The 462-nt window shown below is 70.1% G+C and carries 1 protein-coding gene; it reads right to left on the reverse strand.

Features of this window, described 5'->3' with window-relative positions; translation table 11 throughout:
- Positions 1–462: thiolase family protein (locus J1M44_RS11115; RefSeq protein ID WP_274607920.1), on the reverse strand; the 462-nt coding region annotated here is incomplete at both ends.

The following is a 462-nucleotide window of genomic DNA, read 5'->3' on the forward strand; positions in this document are numbered from 1 at the left end:
GCTCCATCGCCTCCCGGTCGATTCCCCACTTTTCGGCGATCATCTCGGCGCCGCGGAACCGCGAGATCGTCTCGTCCCCGTAGCGGGCCCGCCACCTCGTCGAGCCCGAGTAGGGGTCGCGCACGCCGAACGCCTCGCCCGCGGTGACCGACGACATCAGTGGGATCTGGCTCATGTTCTGCACCCCGCCCGCGACGATGAGGTCGGCGGTGCCGCTCATCACGGCCTGCGCGGCGAAATGTACAGCCTGTTGCGAGGATCCGCACTGGCGGTCGATGGTCACGCCGGGCACTGTCTCGGGCAGGCCCGCAGCGAGGGCCGCGGTGCGGGCGATATCGCCCGCCTGCGGACCGATGTTGTCCAGGCAGCCGAGGATCACGTCGTCGACCGACGCGGGGTCGACACCGTTGCGTTCGACGAGTGCGCCGATCACATGGGCCGCGAGGTCGACCGGGTGTGCGG

This window comes from Micrococcus sp. KRD128 (assembly GCF_017168395.1).
Taxonomy (GTDB): domain Bacteria; phylum Actinomycetota; class Actinomycetes; order Actinomycetales; family Micrococcaceae; genus Micrococcus; species Micrococcus luteus.